The sequence below is a fragment of the Pseudomonas syringae group sp. J309-1 genome, assembly GCF_032582135.1.
Classification (GTDB): Bacteria; Pseudomonadota; Gammaproteobacteria; order Pseudomonadales; family Pseudomonadaceae; genus Aquipseudomonas; species Aquipseudomonas quasicaspiana.
The window spans coordinates 85825-105605 of the sequence record NZ_JAWHNU010000015.1; the positions used below are offsets into that span (position 1 = coordinate 85825).

The 19781-nt window shown below is 57.7% G+C and carries 18 protein-coding genes; 10 read left to right on the forward strand and 8 right to left on the reverse strand.

Features of this window, described 5'->3' with window-relative positions:
* Positions 1–10 precede the first annotated feature (10 nt).
* The 4 genes from ggt to RX972_RS11350 all read right to left on the reverse strand — a co-directional run bounded on the left by ggt (position 11) and on the right by RX972_RS11350 (position 4500).
* The gene (ggt, locus tag RX972_RS11335) at positions 11–1678 is read right to left on the reverse strand and encodes a gamma-glutamyltransferase (protein ID WP_027901644.1); all 1668 of its coding nucleotides are present in this window, start codon (positions 1676–1678) and stop codon (positions 11–13) included.
* A 199-nt stretch (positions 1679–1877) separates the two neighbouring features.
* A complete protein-coding gene (locus RX972_RS11340) occupies positions 1878–2774 on the reverse strand; it encodes a LysR family transcriptional regulator (protein WP_099269044.1) in 897 nt (298 codons plus the stop codon).
* Positions 2775–3001: 227 nt separating this feature from the next.
* Complete coding sequence (locus tag RX972_RS11345; RefSeq protein ID WP_231676903.1) at positions 3002–3598, reverse strand: NAD(P)H-dependent oxidoreductase; 597 nt, start codon at positions 3596–3598, stop codon at positions 3002–3004.
* Positions 3599–3738: 140 nt separating this feature from the next.
* Complete coding sequence (locus RX972_RS11350; protein WP_316875111.1) at positions 3739–4500, reverse strand: sulfite exporter TauE/SafE family protein; 762 nt, start codon at positions 4498–4500, stop codon at positions 3739–3741.
* A gap of 364 nt (positions 4501–4864) precedes the next feature.
* Here RX972_RS11350 and RX972_RS11355 point away from each other — a divergent pair, with 364 nt between their 5' ends.
* Positions 4865–5767, forward strand: a complete 903-nt coding sequence (locus RX972_RS11355) for a LysR family transcriptional regulator (RefSeq protein WP_316875113.1) — start codon at positions 4865–4867, stop codon at positions 5765–5767.
* Between the two features lie 147 nt (positions 5768–5914).
* Positions 5915–6856: an NAD-dependent epimerase/dehydratase family protein gene (locus tag RX972_RS11360; RefSeq protein WP_316875115.1), complete on the forward strand. Its 942-nt coding sequence runs from the start codon at positions 5915–5917 to the stop codon at positions 6854–6856.
* 74 nt (positions 6857–6930) lie between these two features.
* On the opposite strand, the gene RX972_RS11365 is transcribed toward RX972_RS11360, so the two are convergent.
* The 3 genes from RX972_RS11365 to RX972_RS11375 all read right to left on the reverse strand — a co-directional run bounded on the left by RX972_RS11365 (position 6931) and on the right by RX972_RS11375 (position 10086).
* Positions 6931–8181 (reverse strand): OprD family porin, encoded by a 1251-nt coding sequence (locus RX972_RS11365; protein WP_099269039.1) that lies wholly within the window; start codon positions 8179–8181, stop codon positions 6931–6933.
* A 205-nt stretch (positions 8182–8386) separates the two neighbouring features.
* On the reverse strand, positions 8387–9313 hold the full coding sequence (locus RX972_RS11370) for a glyoxylate/hydroxypyruvate reductase A (RefSeq protein WP_316875117.1): 927 nt from the start codon (positions 9311–9313) through the stop codon (positions 8387–8389).
* Positions 9310–10086 carry a class II aldolase/adducin family protein gene (locus RX972_RS11375; protein WP_122705357.1) on the reverse strand — a complete coding sequence of 259 codons (777 nt, stop codon included), beginning with the start codon at positions 10084–10086 and terminating at the stop codon, positions 9310–9312. The genes RX972_RS11370 and RX972_RS11375 overlap by 4 nt, the downstream gene beginning before the upstream one ends.
* 120 nt (positions 10087–10206) lie before the next feature.
* Here RX972_RS11375 and RX972_RS11380 point away from each other — a divergent pair, with 120 nt between their 5' ends.
* Positions 10207–11178 (forward strand): LysR family transcriptional regulator, encoded by a 972-nt coding sequence (locus RX972_RS11380; protein WP_316875118.1) that lies wholly within the window; start codon positions 10207–10209, stop codon positions 11176–11178.
* Between the two features lie 73 nt (positions 11179–11251).
* Here RX972_RS11380 and RX972_RS11385 read toward each other — a convergent pair whose 3' ends face one another.
* Positions 11252–12223: a LysR family transcriptional regulator gene (locus RX972_RS11385; RefSeq protein WP_316875119.1), complete on the reverse strand. Its 972-nt coding sequence runs from the start codon at positions 12221–12223 to the stop codon at positions 11252–11254.
* A 176-nt stretch (positions 12224–12399) separates the two neighbouring features.
* Here RX972_RS11385 and argH point away from each other — a divergent pair, with 176 nt between their 5' ends.
* The 7 genes from argH to RX972_RS11420 all read left to right on the forward strand — a co-directional run bounded on the left by argH (position 12400) and on the right by RX972_RS11420 (position 19666).
* Positions 12400–13827: an argininosuccinate lyase gene (argH, locus tag RX972_RS11390; RefSeq protein ID WP_099269034.1), complete on the forward strand. Its 1428-nt coding sequence runs from the start codon at positions 12400–12402 to the stop codon at positions 13825–13827.
* A gap of 18 nt (positions 13828–13845) precedes the next feature.
* A complete protein-coding gene (locus tag RX972_RS11395; protein WP_099269033.1) occupies positions 13846–14721 on the forward strand; it encodes an amino acid ABC transporter permease in 876 nt (291 codons plus the stop codon).
* An 18-nt stretch (positions 14722–14739) separates the two neighbouring features.
* Positions 14740–15504 (forward strand): amino acid ABC transporter ATP-binding protein, encoded by a 765-nt coding sequence (locus RX972_RS11400; protein WP_122395431.1) that lies wholly within the window; start codon positions 14740–14742, stop codon positions 15502–15504.
* A 28-nt stretch (positions 15505–15532) separates the two neighbouring features.
* On the forward strand, positions 15533–16369 hold the full coding sequence (locus RX972_RS11405) for an ABC transporter substrate-binding protein (RefSeq protein ID WP_406644112.1): 837 nt from the start codon (positions 15533–15535) through the stop codon (positions 16367–16369).
* Positions 16370–16428: 59 nt separating this feature from the next.
* Positions 16429–17277, forward strand: coding sequence for a polysaccharide deacetylase family protein (locus tag RX972_RS11410; RefSeq protein ID WP_231670944.1), 849 nt, complete (start codon positions 16429–16431; stop codon positions 17275–17277).
* Positions 17270–18172, forward strand: a complete 903-nt coding sequence (locus RX972_RS11415) for a polysaccharide deacetylase (RefSeq protein WP_316875125.1) — start codon at positions 17270–17272, stop codon at positions 18170–18172. Before RX972_RS11410 ends, RX972_RS11415 begins: the two co-directional genes overlap by 8 nt.
* Positions 18173–18304: 132 nt before the next feature.
* Positions 18305–19666, forward strand: coding sequence for an MmgE/PrpD family protein (locus RX972_RS11420; RefSeq protein WP_316875127.1), 1362 nt, complete (start codon positions 18305–18307; stop codon positions 19664–19666).
* The last annotated feature ends 115 nt before the right edge of the window (positions 19667–19781 follow it).

A 19781-nucleotide genomic window follows, 5' to 3' on the forward strand; every position in this document is an offset into this window, starting at 1 on the left:
ACATCGATAACTACCGCACCACCATCCCCACTCCCCTGCCCCGCGGGTCCGAGGCTGTTTCCAGCTTCGTGCCGTCCACTTTGATTGCCTGCACGTTACCCATCTCCCAGCCCTGATCTTCGAGCGTGTAACCCATGGCTTTCAGCTCGTCGGCAACCTTGCCAGTCAAAGGCGCGTGGGAATCGTAATAGATCGTATCCTTGGGCAATAACTGGTGATGCACGCGTTGCGCACCCACGGCTTCCTTGAGCGGGAGTTTGTAGTCGTAGATGTTATTCAGCACCTGAAAAATCGAGGTGAAGATCCGCGAGCCGCCGGGCGTACCCAATACCAGCGTTACCTGACCGTCACGCGTCACCAGGCTCGGGCTCATCGACGACAGCATGCGCTTGCCCGGCTCGATGGCATTGGCGCTACCGCCCACCACACCAAACGCATTGGCAACGCCCGGCTTGGAGCTGAAGTCGTCCATTTCATCGTTGAGCAGAAAGCCCCCGCCCTTCACCACCACGCCACTGCCGTAATCCCAGTTCAACGTATAGGTATTGCTGACCGCGTTGCCCTGCTTGTCGACGATCGAGAAGTGCGTGGTCTGATGCGGTTCCAGCCCCGGTTTGACGTTTTCGGTTGGAGAGATGGCGGTCGGATTGATCTCATTCGCGCGCTTGGCCAGATAACTCGGGTCGATCAATTCTGCAACGGGGGCCTTGGTGAAGTTCGGGTCGCCCAGGTAATCAGCCCGGTCAGCGAACACGCGCTTTTCGATTTCCGCCAGCAGGTGAATGTACTTGGCGGAATTCAACGCCACGCCGTTGAAGTCATCAGCTCGCTGCTCTTTGATGCCTATCAGTTGCGCCAGCGCGACACCACCTGAGCTGGGCAAAGGCGCGGTGTACAAGGTGTTGCCCTGCCAGTTGACGTGCAGCGGCTTGCGCCAAAGCGCTTTGTAATCAGCAAGATCCTGTTTGGTCACCAGACCTTTGTCATGCTCCATTTGCTTGACCAATAAATCAGCGGTCTCACCCTTATAGAACTCATCCGCACCCTTGTTGGCGATGCGTTCCAGGGTCTTGGCCAGCTCAGGTTGACGCAAGGTTTCACCAACTTTCATGCTGCCGAAATAATCATTGAAGTTGGTAGTGCCCTTGAACAGCTCCAGGGCCTCCTGACGGTACATGTATTGTTTTTCAGCCACCTTGAAGCCGTTCTGCGCATAACCAATCGCGGGGGTCAGCAACTCAGCCCACTTCAACTTGCCGAATTTCTGATGCGCTTCCCAGAGCCCCATGACCGTACCCGGCACGCCGACTGCGCGGGCACCGACCAGGCTCATGTTTTCGATCACCTCGCCTTTTTCGTTGAGGTACATGTTACGGCTGGCCGCTTTGGGCGCCGTCTCACGGTAATCGAGGAAGTACGGTTTGCCATTCATGAACAAGGTCATGAAGCCACCGCCACCAATATTGCCCGCCTCGGGGTAGGTCACGGCCAGCGTGAATGCGGTGGCGACCGCGGCGTCCACCGCATTGCCGCCTTTGCGCAGCACATCGGCGGCTACTTTTGCGCCGTACTCATCAGGCGACGCCACCGCGCCGCCTTCCAGCGTAACGGCAAATACGGAAGATGAACTGATGATTGCCACTGACAAAGCCAGTGCCTTGAACATAACCACTCGCATGAGGCTTCCTTAATGTGAAGGTCAGACGAGGTTGATTAATGACCAGTGAGGCCGTAAACGCAAATTTTAGACCTGTAGGAGCTGCCGAAGGCTGCGATGGTGGTGTGTCAGAATGAATGCTTCGCAGCCTTCGGCAGCTCCTACAGAGAATGCACTCACAGTCTTGTTGAATCGTCGCGGTCTAGTCGCAAGAGGCCAACTAAACCACATACCCCGCCATCTTCTCCTGAATGAAATCCAGGAAGCATTGAATCCTAAGCGCCAGCTGTGAGTTGCGGTAATACACCGCATGGATCGGCTGGCGATGACCGCTGTTGGCGTTGGGCAGAATGACTTTGAGGCGACCGAGGCGGATGTCTTCGTGGGTCATGAAGTGCGACAGACAGACAATACCCTCTCCCGCCAATGCCAGATGGCGCAGGGTCTCGCCGCTGGACGCAGAAATAGCGGGCTGGATCAGTAAACGATCACCTTCGGTATGGCGCAGCGGCCAATGGTTGAGGGTTTCGGTGTGGGTGAAACCCAGCAGTACGTGGTTGCTCAATGACGCTACGGTTTTGGGCTGACCATGGCGCTCAAGATAAGCCGGGCTGGCCAGAATATTCAGTGGGCTACTGCCCAGAAAACGGGCATGCAGCGTTGAATCTGCGAGGTTGCCGATCCGGATGGCGACGTCTGTACTTTGTTCCAGCAGATCGATGATCAGGTCGTTGGTGTTGAGTTCCAGCTGGATCTCCGGATAACGCTGACGAAACTCGGCCACGTAAGGTACGACCGAATGGAACATGAACGGCGATGCCGCGTTGATCCGCAAACGCCCGGCCGGGGTCTGGTGACGCAATGACAGGCGCTCTTCGAGGTCTTCCATTTGCGCCAGGATCTGTCGGGCCTGCTCGAGGAAGTACTTGCCCTCTTCCGTCAGGTCCATGCGCCGCGTGGTGCGGTTGATCAGGGTGGTTTCCAGCTTGGCTTCGAGGCGCGACAGCGTACGGCTGATGGCCGATGGCGTCTGTCCGATCTGCTCGGCCGCGGCAGAAATTGAACCGCTTTCGATGACTGAAACAAATACCTGTAATTCGTCAGACCGGGCTTTCATCCATGTACTCCGCTCGAAAATACGCGGGATATTAGCGCTATTTTTGAGCAGGGGTTGAAAACCAATACTGAAGCGCCGGAGCTGTGGAAGATTCTATGCTGGCCTGCAAACACAATTCTCGTGGGAGCGAATTCATTCGCGAAGAGGTCAGTACACCCAATACATATCTATTGTCTGTGCCGCCGCTTTCGCGAATGAATTCGCTCCCACAGGGGCTGTGTCGCCCCTCAAACCTGCGATTGAACCCCAAACACCTGCGCCAGATGCGCTTCGTAACGCTTCACGTCGTTCTCGATATTCGGCATCTTCATGACATCCACCGCCAGGAAAGTCGGCAAAGCGGTCATGTCGAGGAACTCGTTGGCTTTGTGGAACGGGAAATACACCGCATCCACACCCTTGCCTTCAAAGAAATCAGTCGGGTCTTCGAACGCTTGCTGTGGCGCGTTCCAGGTAGCGGAAATCATGTACTGCTTGCCTTTGAGCAAGCCTCCACTGCCGTATTTCTGCGACGCATCGGAACGGGTACGACCATCGTTGGCGTACAGCGAACCGTGGCCTTCGGTGAAGACTTCGTCGATGTACTTCTTGACGGTCCACGGCGCGCCCATCCACCAGCCTGGCATCTGATAAATGATCACGTCAGCCCACAGGTACTTCTGCACTTCATCGATGATGTTGTAACCGCCGTCAATGAAGGTTTCTTTGACGTCGAACCCGGAGCGATCCAGATACGCCACCGCCGCTTCATGCAGGGTGGCGTTGTAACGACCATCGGAGTGAGCGAATTGTTTGCCGCCGTTCAATAACAGAATCTTTTTCATGTGTTACCCCATCAAGTAAAAGGGAGGGTCATTAAATTTGATGGGCGAAAGATACAGGCTGAGGTCTGTGAGAATAAGGCCGGCAAGGTCAAATAACTTTTGATCCACAAGCACGAATAAGCCTCACATTATTGAAACCGCTAGCCGAGCAGCAGATGTAAACCCAACGCTCCCATACCGACAAAGAACACGCGTTTGAACACCTTCGCGCTGATCCGTTGACGCAGCCACTGCCCGAACCACATACCCAGCAGCGCAGGGATCAACGCCAGAACCGAAGCGCCCAGCTCGCCGCCGCCCAGTGCGCCATTCCAGAACAGACCACCGGCCAACGCTAGCGTGGAAACCGTGAAAGACAGACCCAACGCCTGCACCAGTGCGTCACGTTCCAGCCCCAATGCCTGCAAGTAAGGCACGGCCGGGATCACAAACACCCCGGTGGCCGAGGTGATCACGCCGGTGACAAAACCGCACACCGGGCCAAGCCAGACTTCATGGCGTGGCGCAATACACAGCGTCGGTAAAAACAGACCGCTCAAGGCATAAAGCAACAAGGCCGCGCCTAACGCCCGGGTCATCAATGGACCGCTGCCGATGCCGATGACCATGGACCCCCAGACCGTGCCTGAAGCAATCATCAGCAACATGGGCCAGAGCCGCTTGAGCAGCGGGATCAGATGACCGCCAGTCATCAGTTGCCAGACATTGGTCACGGTCGAAGGAATGATCAGCAATGCGGCTGCCTGCGCCGGAAGCATAACCATCCCGAGCAACCCCATGGCCACGGTCGGCAAGCCAAGGCCGATCACGCCCTTCACGGTTCCGGCGAGCAAAAAAGCCACCATCACCAGCCCTGATAAGGCCCAACCGAGTGTTTGATAGTGCTCGATAATGTCGTTCATGGCCGTATATTGGCAGCGCAGACCGTATTGGAAAATTCGCCATATACTGAGCCAGCCTCAGGCAGAGACAGAGGCTGTATTTGCTTGCTGCTGTCTGAATTCCTTCTGCAACTCTCATCAACCAAAATGTAATTCCCTGATCTGGAATACTTTTCTGTAGGAGCTCACGAGCACCGCGAGGCAGCGATGGCGTACTGCCTGACACACCGCTATCGCGGCCTCGCGGTGCTCGTGCGCTCCTACAGGGTCCATGTTTGCTGCACGACAGCGTGGTGTCAGGGACACCGGGGCGACTTCTACAGAAAATGTATTTCAATGCGGTGGTTTGCATTGTTTTGAGATGAGCCACACCGGACAAACCCACATGCACTTCGATTTGATTGATCTACGCCTGTTCCTGAATGTGCTGGAAAGCGGCAACATCACCGCCGGAGCGGCACGCAGTCATCTGTCGCTGGCATCAGCGAGTGCGCGCATTCGGGGGCTTGAGACGTCACTGAATATTCCTCTGCTGGAACGCGGCCGGCGCGGCGTTACGCCCACGCCTGCGGGCAAGGCGCTGGCGCAGCACGCACGGCTTATCCTGCAACAGGTCGAGCGCATGCAGTTTGATCTCGCGGACTATGCCAAGGGATTCAAGGGACAAGTGCGCCTGCTGTGCAACAGCTCAACCCTCAGCGAGCATCTGCCAGAGCTGCTCGCGGACTTCCTGGTCAGCCATCCGCACATCGACATTGATGTTGAAGAGCATTCCAGCCTGCGCATCATTCATGCGTTGCGCAATGGCACGGCCGACATCGGGATTATTTCCGACGCAGTCGACGCCAGTGACCTGCAGACCCGGCCGTTTCGAGCGGATCCATTGAGCCTGATCATGCCGCTCGATCACACGTTGCAGCGCGAGCCAAAACTGCATTTCAACCAGGCGCTGGATTATGAATTCGTCGGTCTGTCGGCCAACAGTGCCCTGGCCCTGCACCTGGAAGCACAAGCGTTGCATCTTGGTAAACGACTGCGCATCAGGGTGCGAGCTGAAGGCTTTGACGCAGCGATCCGGATGGTCAGCCATGGCGCGGGATTGAGCATAGTGCCGCAAGCCGCGGTGCAACGCTGGCAAGGGCCGCACACCTTCAAAAGTGTGCCATTGAGCGACGCATGGGCCGACCGGCAATTGCTCCTGTGCGCGGTGGATTTCGCTGCATTGCCGGGGTATGCGGCGGTATTGCTGGCGGCGTTGAGCATGAAAGGCGAACAGGCCCCGAATTGAAGCGCACTTCAGGCAGGAGGTGCTGCCCCACGGAAAACACTGGATCTGTAGGAGGCACAATCGGGGCTTTTTTCTTCAACCGTCAGCAGTCCCCAATCCCCCTACTATCCTGATTGCAGCAATAGCTAACGGCACATCAGGAAAACCATGAAAATACTCGTCACAGGCGCAACAGGTTTTATCGGTAAAGCATTGCTGCACAGACTTGCTACAGAGCCTCAATACCAGGTGACAGGTTCGACCCGCCAGCAAAATCCTGAGCCGTCGATAGCTCCGCTTATTCAAGTAGACAAAGCCAATGCCGCGACCGACTGGTCGGCCGCTCTGCAAGGCGTAAACACCGTCATCCATGTCGCAGCCCATCTCGCCACTCGCGGCAGTTCGCTGGAAGAACTCAGACGCACCAATGTCGACGGCACGCTGACCCTGGCGCGGCAAGCTTTGTCTGCGGGCACGCAACGTTTCATTTTCATCAGCTCGGTCGGCGTCAATGGCTCGACAACCCACCATGCCCCTTTCAACGAAATATCCCTGCCCGCTCCGACGGATGATTACGCACGGTCAAAACTCGAAGCGGAGCAAACGCTGCAAAAGCTGTTACACGGCACAGCCATGGACTTGGTGATCATCCGTCCACCACTGGTCTACGCGGGCCATGCGCCGAGGAATTTTTCGAAGTTGATGCAGTGGGTTCGTTCGGGTGTGCCCATGCCGTTTGCTGCCATTCATAACCGGCGCAGCATTATTGCCTTAGAGAATCTGGTGGATTTCATCGCGCTGTGTGTCCGACACCCTGCCGCTGCCAACGAACTGTTCCTGATTTCGGACGGCGCTGACCTCTCGACCGCTGAATTGGTGAAGCACCTGGCCAATGGAATGGGCTGCTCAGCCCGGCTGGTGCCTGTGCCTGCGTCGTTATTGCGTCGCGGGGCAAGGCTGTTGGGCAAAGGCCCTATGTATTCCACGCTGTGTGCATCGCTGGTGGTTGATTCGGATAAAGCGCGTCGCCTGCTCGGCTGGACCCCGCCCCTGGCAACCATTGATGCGCTGATCAAAAGCGGTCGTGATTACCGCACATTGAACACTTGAACACGCGCCCATAAAAAACCCGCTCCGGAGGATGAATCCGGGGCGGGCCATATTTCGATGGGGATCGAAATTTATTACAGGATGCTGATCGGGTATTCGATGATCAGACGAGTGTCGTCGACTTTCGAGTTGAAGTCCGAAGCGCCACTGCGATAGGTCGCATTACGCACACGGAAGCTCAGGTCCTTGGCCGGGCCAGACTGGACGACGTACTTGGCTTCGATATCACGCTCCCAAGCGTTGATATTGTCGCGGGTCGCGGTGGTCGCATCGGAACCCATGACATAACGCGTCATGAAGCTCAGGCCCGGCACGCCGTAGAGCGCCATGTTCAAGTCATAGCGTGCCTGCCAGGACTTCTCGTTTTCATGGTTGAAGTCAGAGAACTGAACCGAGTTGCCGACGAAGATGGTGCTGTTACCGTCAACACCGTAATCGTAGTTGTTGGTGCCATTCACCACCTGACGGCCAACCAGGAAGGTGTGCGCACCGAGGGTGTAGGACGCCGTCAGACTCCAGATAGTGCTGTCGTAAACGCCCCGCTCTTCAGCGCCGATGCTTTTGGTGTCGTAACCGTTAAGGTCGAACTTCACGACGTCCTGTGGCGACAACGCCAAAGCGTAAGTCAGGCTGCCGTAGTATTTGCGCCATACGTCTTCAACGTTCGAGTAGTAAGCACTGGCCGACAGGTTCTTGTTGAACTTGTACAAACCGCCACCGAAGTTGATGACATCCAGGCCACCGCTGTCGTGGTTGCTCGAGTTACGGCTTTTCAGCGAGGTGAAGTGACCACCTTGCAGGGTCAAATTGTCAATTTCGTTACTGGTGACCAACAGACCTTGAGCCGTTTCCGGCAACAGACGGCTGTCAGACGTCGCGAAGACCGGGTTGTTGACGATCTGGTCGCCAAACTTCAACACGGTTTTGGAAACGCGCATTTTGACCGCAGCGCCAGCATATCCGTAGCCGTCTTTGGCATGGGTGCCGCCATCTTCCTGCTCAAGCAAACCGGTACCGCGGCCAGTGCGACCATCGCCAGTATCCAGCTTCAGACCGTACATGCCGATCGCATCCAGACCAAAACCGATGGTGCCTTGAGTGAAGCCGGATTCAAAGTTGCCGATGAAGCCTTGCGCCCACTCTTCGCCGGTGTCGCCTGAGTTGCGAGCACGCTGGTCGCGGTTCATGTACATGTTGCGCGCCTTGACGTTCAACTTGGCGCCTTCCAGAAAACCCGTAGCGTCTGCCTGCGAATCAGCAAAAACCGGCTGCACAGATCCCGCTGCCACTGCCAGGGCAATGACACTTAGCTTGCTAACATTCATTACTGCGCTCCGTTGGTTATCGCATCCGCCTGCCTTCGTTGGGCGAGCGGATATTTATTGGCAGATTCAGAAGGGGTTGTTTCCTTTGCCAATACATTCGCGATGGCATTTCTTATAGATCAAGCCGTTGTTCCCACACACAACCAGTCCCGGCTTCTTCTCCCCAAGAAGCCCCCAACCCAGGTCTGGCTTGTTACTACTCTCCCTAGTAGCCCTGTTCCGGGTTGACCTGATTCGCCAAGGGTAAATCCGCATCAAGGCGTTTCAGGTTTCCAAGAATCTGTTCAGCTATCACTTCGTAGGAAGCGGATGAAGCAATGTGCGGCGTCACGCATATCTGCGGATGGCGCCAGAATGAGTCGTCCGTGGGTAATGGTTCCTGCTCGAATACATCCAGCAAAGCGCCACGCAATTGACCGCTGTCCAGCGCGGCTAACAAGTCGTCGCGACGCAGGTGTTCGCCACGACCGCAGTTGATGATGACCGAGCCTTTCGTCATGGGCGCGAAGGTCTCGTTATTCAGAATGCCAACTGTCTCTGTGGTAAGAGGCAATAAACAGACCAAGATGTCCAGATCCTGCAAAAACTCATTGAATTCAGCCAATTGAAAGGTTTTTACGCCCTCAACCTGCTGCGCACGACGCGCCCAGCCGCGGGTATCGAAACCCAGCCCGGCCAGTTGCACCGCAACGGCGCGCCCCAGCTCGCCAAGCCCCATAACGCCCACTCGGGTTTGCTTGGCCGGTTGCTGCCCGGGTCGATGCCAGACCACGCGGGCCTGATTTTTCAGCATCTGATCAAAGCCACGATGATAGTGCAGCACACCCCATAGAACGTATTCGATCATGCCCAGTCGATGGTCCGGATCAATGATGCGACAGACCGGAACATGCGCTGGCCGACTTGGATCCTTGAAGATCTGATCAGCACCGGCAGCAATGGAATGAATAAGACGCAGCTTGGGAAACATTCCCAGATCGCCTGGCGACGGGTTCCAACAGAGTGCAACTTCAGCGCCCTGCGCACCGGCTTCGCCCGGCCGCAGAATCGTCAGTGACGGGTCCAGCGCCAGGAGATTTTCACGAACACGCCCCAGGCCACCGCCTGTGCCAAGCAACACCAGAGGCTTCATGAGCAATACTCGTCACGCTGGCTGGCAATCAGTTCCAATGCCGCTTGCCAGGCCAGTTCGGTGATGCCTTCGCTGTCGTCGGCTTCGAACTGTTGCGCGGTGTGCTCACAGATGTGCGGGTCTGGCTGTACCAACTCGACGCCACCGGCCAGCGCCTGAACCTGCGCCTGACAGGCTCGCTCCAGGAAGTAGATATTGGCGAACGCTTCGGCCGTGGAACCACCGGCGACCAACAGGCCGTGATTGCGCAGGATCATCGCGTTGTTGCTGCCCAGGTCGGCCACCAGACGCTCACGCTCTGCGACATCAACCGCAATACCTTCGTAGGTGTGATAACTCAGACGGTTGTAGAACTTCAATGCGTGCTGACTCAACGGCAGCAACCCTGCCCGCTGCGCCGACACGGCGATGCCTGCCGCGGTGTGGGTATGAATCACACAGTGCGCGTCGGGGCGCGCGGCATGAATCGCAGAATGGATAACGAAGCCCGCACGGTTGACGCGGTGCTCGGGGTAGAACTCGTCGACGACGTTACCTTCGCTATCGATCTTCACCAGCGTGCTGGCGCTCATGCGCTCGAACAGGGTGCCATAGCGATTGATCAGGAAGTGTCCGCTGTCGCCCGGCAGCCGCAAGGAAATGTGCGTATCGATCAGGTCGGTCATGCGGTAGTGAGCCAGCAAACGGTAGAGCGCGGCGAGTTCGCAGCGGGCGTTGCGTTCGGTCTCGGGCATGTGCGGCGGTAGCCGATCGTGGCTGGCGGGAGCGGACATCGTGGGTTCCATCAAAAGGTCATGGCGCAATTTGTGCAGCCTTTTTAAGAGCAAAGGGCAAAGCAGTTCAATTCGCCATTGCTTATATTCATTATTTTTTTCACCAATAAAGGCTGTGCAGTGACTCAATCGACAAGCCCGGTAGCCATTCCTCGTCCGTCTTCGCGGTCGCTGGGCGAGCGGCTGGACTGGAATCTGTTGCGTACCTTTCAAGTCGTCGCGCAAGAGCTGAGCATCAGCCGCGCCGCCGCAAGGCTGCACCTGTCCCAGCCCGCCGTCAGTCAAGCGATCAAGCGTCTTGAAGAGCAACTGGGTGCTGCGCTGATCGAACGTCGCGGGCCGCGCTTTCTGTTGACCCAGTCGGGCATTGAAACGCTGCGCGTAGCAGCGGAAGTGCAGAGCCATTTCACCCAGCTGGACGCGGCACTGGAGCGCAGCAGCGATCAGGTCGTAGGCAAAGTGCGGATGCTGACGGTGAGCGGGATTCGCTGCCCCGCCTACGATAAGTTTCTGTCGCAACTGCACCGCGACTATCCCGGCATCACCCTGGAAATCGACGTGCAATCCAGCGACGCAATCCTTAGCTCGCTGTCCCAGAAAACCGCCAGCTTCGGCCTGGCAGTCAACCGCACAGCGCCCGCCTGGCTCGGCCAGCAATGCCTGACTCAGGAGCACTACGCGTTTTATTGCAGTGACGAGCATCCTTTATACGGGCGCGACGATTTGACCCTGACCGACCTGCGTAACGAGCAGCTGATTATTTTCACCGGGGATCTGCTGGGGGGCACGCTGTCGTCGCTGGCCGAGTTTCGTGACCTGCACAAACTCACCGGACAAATCGTCGCTTCGTCCGCCAATACACAGGAAGTCTTACGTCTGGTACTGGCGGGATTTGGCATCGCATGCCTGCCGCAACACATCTGCCAGAACGAATTGGCAACCGGCCGTTTGTGGCGCTTGCCGCCTGAAGAAGGTGTGGGTTCTGTGGATATCAACTTGCTGTGGAATCTGGAGCAACGCCTGACCAAAGCCGAATCAGTATTCCTCCAACGCCTGCGCGAAACGACCACTGATCGCCAATCCGCACCTTGATGTTCCGTTCCGGTGCGCGGTAACCGGGTACTTCCGTAACACGCACCAGTAGCGCGCATTAGTTGCTGTCTTATTAGCTCTGGTTATTAGCGCTGGAACTTTCCTGCATTATTTCGAGAAAAACATCCAACAAAGGGTTGCGTGGAACCTGCTGCTTGTACAACAGTTTAACCGGTGTGGCTATGGCGAATTTCTGCCTCTTTATAGAGCGCATCTCGCCACGCGAGACATAACTTCTGGCCCAATGAACGGGCAAATAACCCAGATAACGCCCCGTCTTTATCATGATCGCCACGGCCTCAACCTGAGTGGCCACAGCTGTCACTTCGCGCTGGCTCATCAATGTCGACTTACCCGCATGAACGGCATAAGCGTGCTCGACGAACTCTGCTTCCGACAGGCACTTCTCATCGACACTTTCGTCACTCATGGCGAAAAACGGATGGCTGTTCGAACAGTAAAGCTCTGACACTTCGTCATACAGCGGGATCACTTGAAAGTCATCTTTACCGCTATACACGGGCACGATACCGGCCGCAAAACGGCCTTTGAGAATACCTTGCTCGATCTCGTCCAATGGTGCCACATTGAGCCGCACCTTTGCCTTTGGAGCCTTTATCTGCAAGGCTTTCAGGGCATCCACCAAAGGGGAGTCGGGGTCTGAAACAGTGTTATCGATGACGGCGATATTCAAATCGCCGAGCAACTCGCCACGCACATTACCGAGGCGATCACGAAAGTTATCCAGCGCCATAAACAGGTCAAGGCTGGCGTCGTAGATAATCTTGCCTTGTTCGGTCAGGCAGAACTTTTCCCGCCCTCGCGTACATAAGCGCATGCCCAGTCGAATTTCAAGATCCGATATCTGCTTACTGATTGCCGCCAGGCTGATATTCAGTTCTACCTGTGCAGCGGTAAATCCTCCCGCTTCAACCACTGCCCTAAAAACCTTGAAGAGTTTCAAGTCCATGGCGCTGGCCATTGACATCGCCGCTTCACCACTTCGTTTTGGCAGGTTTCCAGTTTCAGTAAGTTGACTTGCCATTTAAAACATTTCCCCGCGCGTTGGTTTTTTCTAGCATCCCTCTCAATTGATCAATTCAACGTTAAGTGTAAGTCCACTTATTCCTTGCTCGCCCCGCGATCTTCACATCGCAGTTCGTATCGCACAACACGCTGTTGTTCAGGGTGGAGCAATCAACGTGCCAACGGAGAATTTACATGTCTGACGCCACTGATCGCCTTTGGGGCGCACGTTTCAAGACCGGCCCTGCCGAAGCCATGGCCAACCTGTCCCGCTCGCCACGCGCCTACTTTCGCCTGACGCCGTACGACATCGCCGGTTCCAAGGCGCATGCCAACGAGCTGAACCGTGCCGGACTGCTGGATGCCGACGAAACCGCGCGCATCATCGAAGCCTTGCGCACCATCGACGTGGACTTCGCCGCGGGCAACATCGAACCGATTGCTGCCGACGAAGACGTACACACCTTCATCGAACGCCTGCTCACCGAACGCCTTGGCACGCTGGGCGGCAAACTGCGCGCAGGCCGTTCGCGTAACGACCAGTCGGCTAATGACATGCGGCTGTTCCTGCGTGATCAGGTGCGGGTCATGACCCTGGCAATTCTCGAATTGCAGAAGGCGTTGGTCTCGCAAGCCGAGCAGCACATCAACACCATCGCGCCGGGCTTTACTCACTTGCAACAAGCGCAACCGATCGTGTTCGCCCATCACCTGATGGCGCACGCTCAGGCGATTCATCGTGACATCCAGCGCCTGCAGGATTGGGACAAACGCTTCAACCTGTCGCCACTCGGCGCGGCCGCTCTGGCAGGCTCGGCCATCGCTCGCGATCCGCAGCGCTCGGCGGCAGAAATGGGCTACAGCGGCCCCTGCGAAAACTCCATCGACGCCGTCGCCAGCCGCGACCACGTCGCGGAATTCCTGTTCTGCAGCAGCATGCTCGGCATCAACATTTCGCGACTGGCCGAAGAGTTCTGCCTGTGGACTTCCCGCCAGTTCCGCTGGATCGAACTGGACGACGGTTACGCCACCGGTAGCTCGATCATGCCGCAGAAAAAAAACCCGGATATCGCCGAACTGGCCCGCGGGAAATCAGGCCGGCTGATCGGCAGCCTGACCGGCATTCTGGCCGTGCTCAAGGCTCAGCCGCTGTCTTACAACCGCGATTTGAGCGAAGACAAACACGCCATTCTCGACAGCCTGGAAACCGTGCATCTGGTGCTGCCTGCTTTCGCGGGCATGGTCCAGACCATGAAGGTGCGCGTTGACGAATTGCTGCGTCAGGCACCACTGGGCTTCACCCTCGCCACTGAAGTTGCCGACTGGCTGGCGGTGCGCGGCGTGCCGTTCAAAGAAGCGCACGAGATCACCGGCAAACTGGTGCAGCTCTGCGAAGAAAATAATATCGGCCTGGAAGAACTCAGCACCCAACAGCTGGCCGCAACCGACTCACGCCTGACGCCAGAAGTGCTCGACGCTTTGACGCTGGAAGCAGCACTGGCCGCCCGCAGCGGCTGGGGCGGAACGTCGCCGGTACGGGTGGCCGAGCAGATCGAGCGCTTCAAGGCGCAACTGGTCGCACAGGAAAAATGGGCACTCGACTACGCGGGTCCGCGCGGCTGATTCAACGGAGAGCATTCCATGTCAAAACCTCAAGCTTCAGCGAGCGCCGAGCGCGCTTCACTCGCGGCCAAGTACGACATTTCGACCTACAAGGTAGTGCCACGTCGTTACTACGGTCGTTATGCCTCAGCGACACTGATCGTGGTGCTGTTGATCGGGCTGGTTCATGCCTTCATCAACGGCAATATCGAATGGGGTTTCGTGCGGCAATTTCTGACCGCCGAATCGATCATGTTCGGCCTGTTGAACACCATCATCATGTCGATCCTGGCCATGGCGCTGGGGGTGGTGCTCGGGGTGATCGTGGCGGTGATGCGCATGTCGCAGAACCCGCTGCTGCGCTATGTGGCTCAGGGTTACACCTGGCTGTTTCGCGGTACACCGCTGATCCTGCAATTGCTGCTGTGGTTCAACCTGGCGTTGATCTTCCCGACTCTGGGCATTCCCGGTTTGTTCGAATTCAAGACCGTTGAAGTGATCACGCCGTTTGCCGCCGCGCTGCTGGGCCTGGGCATCAATCAGGGTGCCTACACAGCCGAAGTGGTGCGTGCCGGTCTGCTGTCAGTGGACAGCGGCCAGTACGAAGCTGCCAAGTCCATCGGCATGCCGCGTCTGCAAGCATTGCGCCGGATCATCCTGCCGCAGGCCATGCGGATCATCATCCCGCCGGTCAGCAACGAGTTCATCGGCATGGTGAAAATGACCAGTCTGGCCAGCGTCATTCAGTATTCGGAGCTGCTGCACAACGCACAGAACATTTACTACGCCAACGCCCGCGTCATGGAGCTGCTGATCGTGGCCGGCATCTGGTATCTGGCGGTCGTGACCATCCTGACACTGGGTCAGAGCCGACTGGAAAAACGCTTCGCCCGCGGCGCTGGCAAACGTAACTGAGCCCCAGGAGGCGCAATCATGTTGAACATCGTCAAAGCAGTAGACGTCAACAAGTTCTTCGGCGACTTCCAGGCGCTCAAGAACGTGAATCTGGAAATCCCTCACGGCGAAGTGCTGTGCATTATCGGCCCGTCAGGCTCCGGCAAAAGCACCCTGCTGCGTTGCATCAACCAGCTGGAGAAAGTCGACAGCGGCGGGCTGTGGGTCGATGAAGAAATCCTCGGCTACCGCACCGACGGCCATAAGCTGGTGGAGCTGAGCGACGTACAGATCGCAAAGCAACGGCTCAAGACCGGCATGGTGTTTCAGCGCTTCAACCTGTTCGCGCACATGACCGTGCTGGAAAACATCATCGAAGGGCCGTCGCAGGTGCTGCGTCAACCCGTTGAAGATTGCCGGGAACTGGCCATGGAACTGCTCAAGCGCGTAGGCCTGGAAGCCAAGGCCAATGCTTATCCCATCGAGCTTTCAGGTGGTCAGCAACAACGTGTTGCCATCGCTCGGGCCTTGGCCATGCGTCCCAAGCTGATGCTGTTCGATGAGCCGACGTCGGCCCTCGATCCCGAGCTGGTCGGCGAAGTGCTGTCGGTCATGCGTGACCTGGCCAAGAGCGGCATGACCATGATTGTGGTCACTCACGAACTGGGGTTTGCCCGGGAAGTGGCCAACCGCGTGGTGTTCATGGATGCGGGGCAAATCATAGAGACGGGGGCACCCGAAGACGTGCTGATGAACCCGCGCAACCCACGCACCCAGGATTTTATTGCTGCCGTTTTGAACTGAACTCAAACCCTTGCTGAGGATGTCCGATTTGAAAACTTTCGCGCTTACCGCTACCGCCGTACTGTCCGCCCTGATTTCGGTTTCGAGCTGGGCAGCCGACACTCACGTGTTGCCAAAATCCATCAAGGACAAGGGCTACATTACCGCCGGTATCGCTCCGAACTATCCGCCGATGGACTTCAAGGATCCTGCAACCGGCAAACTGACCGGCGTCGATTACGACCTGGGCACCGAGATCGCCAAGCGTCTGGGTGTCGAGATCAAGTGGCAGGAAACCGCTTTCGAACAAATGGTCAGCGGTCTGGCCACCAACCGTATCGACATCGTGCTGTCGGGCATGACCGACACGCCTGAGCGCCAGCAGACTGTAGACTTCGTTGACTACTTCAGCACCGGCCCGCAGTTCTACACCCTCGAATCCCAGAAGGATTTGAAGACCACCGCTGATATGTGCGGCAAGAAAATCGGCACCAGCCGTCGCACCACGTTCCCGGTGGAAATCGCCAAGTGGAGCGAAGTGAACTGCGTGGCCATCGGCAAACCGGCCATCACTGTCGTCGGCACCGAAGGCAGCGCCGATGCCCGTGCGCAACTACGCCAGTCGCGACTGGACGCCGCCGTGCAAGGCAGCGAAACCCTGCCGTACATTCAGGGCCAGGAGCCAGGCGTGTTCAAGGTCATCGGTGAGCCATTGTCGCGTCAGTTGACCGGCCTGGGCGTTGCCAAGCACAACGCCGAGTTGAGCACCGCGATCATCGCCACCCTCAACGACATGATCAAAGACGGTACTTACGAGCAGATCCTCGGCAAGTGGCAGCTCAAGAATGGCGCACTCGAACAAGCTGTCTTGAACGGCGCCAAGTAAGCGCCATTGCACTCGCCCAGGGACCGGGCGGGTGATATTCACACAGGCGGAGACTCCCCATGTTTGCCTCTAACGATCTGCGCTGGCCAAACAACGCCCGCGCCAGCGTCGCCCTGGCCTTCGATCTGGATGGCCCGACCGGTGCAGCCATGCTCGACGGCTCGATCTGGCAGAAACCGGAATACTTCACCTTCGGCAGCTACGGCCCCTATCGCGCATTGCCACGTCTGCTGGACATGCTCAAAGCCCACGCGACACCGGCGACTTTTTTCGTCCCGTCCTGGGTCGTGGAGAACTGGCCCAGACAATGCCAGGCAATCATCGAACACGGCCACGAAGTGGCTTATCACGGTTATCGTCATGAATCGTTTTTCGCCCTGGACCTGCAAGCCCAGCGCGACGTCATGAAGATCAGCGCCGACATTTTCAAGCGCTATCTGGGCATCACTGCCACAGGTTTCCGCACGCCTTCAGGCGATTGGCACAAAGAAACACCCGCCTTGCTCATGGATTGCGGTGTGACCTACTCCAGCAGCATGCGCGGCGATGACCGCCCGTACTTCATCGAAGTGCCCGGCCAGCCAAACGGACTGGTGGAAATCCCCGGCCGCTGGGAACTGGATGACTACGCCTCGCTGGCCTACACCCGTGCGCCGAATTACCCGGCCGGGCTCGACCGCATCGCCAGTTACGACCAGACGCTGGACAATTGGTGTCGCGAGTTCGACGGCACCTATCGCGAAGGTCTGTGCATGACCACGCTGTTCCATCCCAAGATCAGCGGCAAGCCGGGGCGCATCGGTATTCTTGAGAGATTTCTGGAGCACATGCACGGCCACCCGGACGTCTGGTTTGCGACCTGCGACGACGTCGCCAACTTCTGGCTCAAGGAGCATCGGCATGACTGAATCCAGATCCGTCTGGCCCGCGCCTTATCGTTGCGCAGTGGTCATCACATTTGATTACAACGACATTCACGGCATCCTGACTCAGGTTCCAGCGATTGCCGGGCGCGATAAGAGCCTGTCGGTCTGGCGCTACGGCACGACACGCGGTGTGCAGCGGGTACTGCAGATTCTTGCGGATCAGAACCTGCCATCGACCTGGTGCATCCCCGGTATCGTCGCCGAGGAGAACCCACAAGTGATTCAGGCCATTCATGCAGCAGGCCACGAAATCGCCTGTGCGGGCTATCGCCATGAAGATTTTTCACAACTCGATCTTGCCGGGCAACACGCGTCTCTGAAGCAAGGCTGCCAGGTGATTGCCGAGATGACAGGTCAGCGTCCCAGCGGCTTTCGTGCGCCCGCAGGCAGTTATGCGCCGGGCTTCGTTGATGCAATGCGTGCGGAAGGTATCGCATGGTCCTCATCGTGGTCTGGCGATGACCTGCCTTATTTGCATCCAGCGACGCAGATTGATTCGGCACCTTTGGTTGAGCTGCCACTGCATTGCGAACTGGAGGACGAGCCGTACTTCGCCTTCAACCTGGCGCCTGCGGTGCCGGTCAGCCAGGCGCGCATTGGTTCCAGCGCCGAGGTGTTGAAAAACTGGCAGCACGACTTTAATGGCTTCCATCGTTTCGGCCTGTGCTACGTGTTGCGACTGCATCCCGAAACCCTCGGCACCGTCGGCCGAAGTGGTTTGTTGCTAGAGCTGCTGAGCTGGCTCAAGGCGCAGCCGGATGTGTGGTTTGCCACCGCTGAGGAAGTTGCGGATTGGTGGAGTGGCAATCACAGCAAGGTGCCTGAGGATCACCCGGCGGCAGTGTTTGAGCGGCACAACAAAGTCCAGAACGCCTGACAATCTGACGCCTGACATTGATCCTGTAGGAGCTGCCGAAGGCTGCGAATGCGGTGGGTCAGGAAAAAGCCATCGCAGCCTTCGGCAGCTCCTACAGAAATCGCGGTAACGCCCATTTATGAGCCTCTCTTTATGACCAACGCCGTCGCAACCCTCAGCCAGTTCATCTGCCGTACCTCATTCGATGAGCTGCCCGAAGCGCTGGTCGTCAAAGCCAAGCAGCATCTGCTCGACACCCTGGGCGCAGCGTTGGCCGGGTCGCAAGCTCCGCTGACCCAGAATGCGCTGCGCGCTATGAATGCCAGCGAGGCTGAAGGCGCATCGGTGATCTGGGGTGCCGACTATGGGTTGTCAGCGCGAAACGCAGCGCTGATCAATGGCATCGCCGCCCACGCGCTGGAGCTGGATGACGCTGGTGGCTGCGATCACTCCGGCGCGGTCGTCGTCCCGGCCATGCTCGCGGTATTGCCCTTGTGCGAGCCAATGCCCGATGGCCAGGAACTGCTCACGGCCATGGTGCTCGGTTACGACGTGGCGCGCCGGGTGCTGGAGGCCTGTGGCGGGTATTCACCACATAACGAAGCAGGTTGGCATTCCACAGGCACGTGCGGGGTATTTGGCGCGGCTGCTGCCTGCGCTCGATTGCTCAAACTTGATGAACAGCAGACGGGCTCGGCACTGGGTCTGGCGGCCAGCATGAGTGGCGGCTTGTGGGCATTCATCCACGACGGCGCCGACAGCAAAAAGCTCCATGCCGGACGCCCCGCCGAAGGTGGTGTGCTGGCTGCGTTGCTGGCGCGTGAAGGCATTACCGGGCCGACACAGGTGTTCGACGACGTATGGGGCGGATTTCTGCGCACACTCGCCCGCGACACGGCCCAGCCTCCGGCGCTGACCGATGATCTGGGCGTGGTCTGGAAACTGGCGCGTTGCTCGATCAAACCCTATGCGGCGTGCCGGGGTACTCACTCGGCCATCGATGCCATTGGCCAACTGTTGAACGAAATGCAGATCAACGCCGATCACGTCGCGTCCATTCAGGTCAACGCCAGCGCCTTTCTGGTGGACATGTGCGCGGGCATCGACACGAAGACCCTGGCCGCTGCGCAAATGAGCTTGCCCTATGCCCTCGCAGTGCGCTGCTTGCTGGGTCACGCGGGGCTGGATGCGTACGAAGAGATAAACCGCACGTCACCTGCCGTGAAGGGGTTCATGCAGAAGATACAGATGCAGGTCGATGAATCCCTCGCACCGCTGGATGAGCCGTATGTCACGCTTGTCAGCGAAGATGGACGCAGCGCCACCCTGCAAATAAAAACCCCATTGGGCGGCCCGCTGAACCCGATCGGCGACGGCGAACTCTGGTCGAAATACAGCTCGCTGGCCAACCGCGCCCTGCCCGCCATGCAGGCCGAACATCTGGGAGAACTGTGTATGAACCTGCAGCACATCACTGATCTGCAGGAGATGCTGGACCTGTTGCGCAGCCCCTAAGCGCAAAGGCTAAGCCCAAAAATGTGACGCTGAAATGCAATCCAATGTGGGAGCAGAGCTTGCTCGCGATAAGGCTGGACGCCGTTCACTTTAGATCGCATCCAGCCTTATCGCG